A 3,831-nucleotide genomic window follows, 5' to 3' on the forward strand; every position below is an offset into this window, starting at 1 on the left:
CGATTGACTTTTGAATTGAGCATAACGATAAGACAGTCATTTCCCTCTTTTTTCGCACGGGCAATGAGGCAAGGCCCTGCTTTGGAGGTATAGCCTGTTTTTACTCCGACGGCATACTCGTAACGGTTTAAAAGATAGTTATGGGTTTTCGCTACGAATTTTCGATTGGTATTGAGTGAATAGTAGATGTGTTGATTTTGTCGGGTAATGTCATTAAAAAGTGGGTTCTGTATAGAATACTCTGCAAGATGCAAAAGATCAATAGGGGTAGAGTGGTGCGCTCCTATATCAAAGCCGCAGGGATTGGTAAAAAAAGTATTCCTCATACCGATTTGCAACGCTTTTGTATTCATCATCTGGACAAAATTCTGAAGATCCCCTCCGACAGCGATTGCAACTGCCATGGCCGCATCGTTATCGGATTTGATCATCGCCGCTTTGACTAAATCTTCTAAAAGAATAATTTCACCTACTTTGTAACCCGCTTTGGTCGGCTCAACCGCTATCATCTCTGCGGTGATCGTTACGGGACGACTCATCTCTCCTTGTTCGATGGCGAGCATAGCGGTCATGATTTTGGTGAGACTGGCCGGTTTGATCTCTTTGAGGGCCTCTTTGGAATAGATCATTTCACCGGTTGTGAGTTCTTTTACGAGTAGGGCTTCTACGTTGAGTTTATCGAGTCCGTCTTTGTCGATTTGAGCTTGCAAAGAGAGGGTGAGAAAAAGAGATAAAAGGGCTAAAAATCGTATCATATTGGGATTATATCCTTTTTACTTTACGTTGCAGTACATCCTCGGTAATTTCGCTCAGCCGCATGGCCGCATACATATCGAGCATCTCTTGGCGCCATACATCCCATTGGGCATGGAGCGCACACGGTTTCTCTGATTCACAATCTCCGATTCCCAGTACACAAGCGTCAAAAAAGGTGGTTCCATCAACTGCTTCGATGATGGAGAGGAGGGTAATATCAGATGCCGTTCGAGAGAGGGTAACTCCCCCTGCTGCGCCGCGTTGAGAGATGAGGATTCCGGCATGAACGAGTTTTTGGAGTGATTTTGCCATAAAATGAAAAGGGAGTTCGAGTGCTTCGCTGATTTCTTGAATCCGATGAAACTCTCCGGAGGATTTAGTGGAGAGCCATACAGCGGCACGAATCGTATCTTGGCAAGCGGAAGAGAGCATCGTTGAATCACCTAATGAAAATTAATTACCGGAATTATAATATAGAGCTTATTCATATCCCCTAAATTGCTCTGTTTTCAATAAAGAGTGATAACGTTCAAATTCTTGAGCGGGGAGTGGCTTACTGAAATAATAACCTTGTACTTCGTTACACCCACTTTGACGGAGAAGATCAAGCTGTTCAGCTGTTTCTACCCCCTCAGCTATGGTGATCATATTAAGACTGTGTGCCATATTAATGATCGTATTGACAATCGTTTTATCTTCAGGATTATCGGTAATGTCACGTACGAATGATTGATCGATTTTTAGTTTATAGACTCGAAATTTTTTGAGGTAGTTGAGTGATGAGTATCCAGTTCCGAAATCATCGATGGACATCCGTATTCCATGATCGTAGAAAGTATTCATGATCTCAATGGCTTGTAGCGGGTTCTCTGAGGCGATTCGTTCGGTGAGTTCCAATTCGAGGTATTGTGCAGGTAGTTGCAACTCTTCGAGGATATCTAAAACCAATGAGACCAATTTCGGATGTCTAAATTGGATAGCTGAGAGGTTTACGGCCATAATAAACGGCTCAAAGCCCTCATTTAACCATGATTTTAATTGTCCAAGAGCACGGCGAAGAACCCATTCGCCTATAGCGATGATTAGGCCGCTCTCTTCAGCAATCGGGATAAATTCTGTCGGAGAGACCATTCCCAGCGTTGGATGGTTCCATCGTAGTAGTGCTTCTACCCCGATAAGACGCTCTGTTTCTATTGAGAGTTGAGGCTGATAATATAGTTCCAGTTGATTACGCGAGAGTGCATGACGAAGGGCATTTTCGAGTTCAAAATTTCGGGCTGAACGCTCCTGAATTTCCGGGGCAAAAAAACGGTAGCAGTTTCGTCCATCATGCTTGGCTCGGTACATTGCGGCATCGGCTGATTGAGAGAGGACGTTCAGATTGACTCCGTCGATCGGATAAAGTGCGATCCCGATAGAAGGTGTGACTGAGAGCTCATGGTGTTGTATTTCATAGGGTTTTGAAATGCTTTCAATCAGTTTTTCGGCAACGTGTGCCGCGCCGTCAGCATCCGTTGCGGATAAGAGGATCATAAATTCATCACCTCCTTGTCGCGATAGGGTATCGGCTTCTCGGATTAGCGCTTGGATACGCAAAGCGACCTGAACTAGTAACTCATCGCCGATATGATGTCCCAACGTATCGTTGATATTTTTGAAATGATCCAGATCCAAATAGAGCAATGCTACCGAGTCTTGGGTGCGATAGGCAATCCTGATAGCGTAATTCAGACGATCGTTGAGTAACGTACGGTTAGGCAATCCCGTTAGAGAATCGAAATGGGCAAGCCAGTGTACTTTTTCCTCAGCTGATTTTTGAGCAGTGATGTCTTGCATTGAACCGCGTATACGAACCACCGTGTCTTTTTCTATCACCGGAACACCAATAGTTCGGACCCATTTTTGATTCCCTGCGTGCGTAATCATCTGAAGTTCCAAATCATAGGGAATGGCTTTATGAATGGCATCATTGATGGCAGTTTCTATTTTTTCGAGCCATTGCCCCTCATAGACACTCAGTCCTATTGTCGTGTTTGTAGCTGCATGGGGATCCATATCGTGGATACGAGCCACTTCGGCAGTCCATGCACCTTCACCGCTTTGAATATCAAACTCCCATCCACCGACATGAGCCATTTCACTCATCTCTTCGAGGAGCTTTTCTGTTTGGAGCAAGTGAGTTTCCGCAATATGCCGTTGAGTAATATCACGGGAAATTCCTAAAATACCTACCAATTTACCCGTTTCATCGGCCATTGGAGTTTTGATGGTCTCCAATAGGGCACGATGTCCATCATCAGCAAAAGTAACCCACTCCTCATTGATGCTTAGTGTGTTGCTCTCCATCGCTAAACGGTCTTTTTGTCGGAAAAAATCGGCTAACTCTTTATCAACAAAATCGTAATCAGTTTTTCCGGCGATCTCCTCCTCTTTAGCACCGAAAAAACGTTCAAACATCGGATTGCACAGGAGGTAGACCCCCTCACTGCTTTTAAGCCATATAAGATCGGGAATTGTGTCGAGTAGCGTGTGAAGTTGATTTTTGGTTTCCGAAATTTCAGAGGTACGTTCCTCGACCCGTTTTTCTAGGAGATACCGGTAATTTTTGAGTTCAGCGTATTGTTTGGCGATGTATCCCATTAACAGGCTGATAAATATCCCTAGGACTGCTTCAAAACCTAAAAGCCAGTGATCGTGCCACCCTTTAGTAGGTGCAATTCGTAGTGTCCAGTTGGAATTCGGGAGTTTAATGAGTGTTTCAATAGGATTATTTAGTGTTTTAGTACTCGAAGCAGCAATTATCTGTATTTGGTTCGTGTTTGGATGGATACGTGAGAGCGTATACTGATATCCACTTTTGGTCAGGTTGTTGAGTGTCGTTGAATGAAGTACTTCAGGGAAACGGATGACGATTAAAACAAACCCCCAGAATTTTTTGTTTTCTCCTCTGTAGATGGGCATACGGCCAACAACCCCTTCTCCCCCTTGTACTAGTCGCAAGGGTCCGGCCAGAGTGAGTTGCCCGCTCTCTCGTGCCAGGAGTGCTTCAGTTTGCTGTTGCCGATCCATAAGTAA

The 3,831-nt window shown here is 44.5% G+C and carries 3 protein-coding genes; all 3 read right to left on the minus strand.

The features are described 5' to 3' along the window. Positions 1-755, minus strand: a 755-nt coding sequence (locus tag PHR02_RS13285) for a serine hydrolase (RefSeq protein ID WP_299992750.1), incomplete at its 3' end; no start/stop codon positions are given. A 7-nt stretch (positions 756-762) separates the two neighbouring features. Then, positions 763-1,188: an Rrf2 family transcriptional regulator gene (locus PHR02_RS13290; protein ID WP_299992752.1), complete on the minus strand. Its 426-nt coding sequence runs from the start codon at positions 1,186-1,188 to the stop codon at positions 763-765. Between the two features lie 48 nt (positions 1,189-1,236). After that, positions 1,237-3,831, minus strand: a 2,595-nt coding sequence (locus PHR02_RS13295; protein WP_299992754.1) for an EAL domain-containing protein, incomplete at its 5' end; no start/stop codon positions are given.

The sequence above is a fragment of the Sulfuricurvum sp. genome (assembly GCF_028688295.1).
Lineage (GTDB): Bacteria > Campylobacterota > Campylobacteria > Campylobacterales > Sulfurimonadaceae > Sulfuricurvum.

What these genes read in the sequence shown, in the direction of transcription:
- PHR02_RS13290 (WP_299992752.1), bottom strand. Translation starts at nt 1,188, where the DNA reads ATGCTCTCTTCCGCTTGCCAAGATACGATTCGTGCCGCTGTATGGCTC.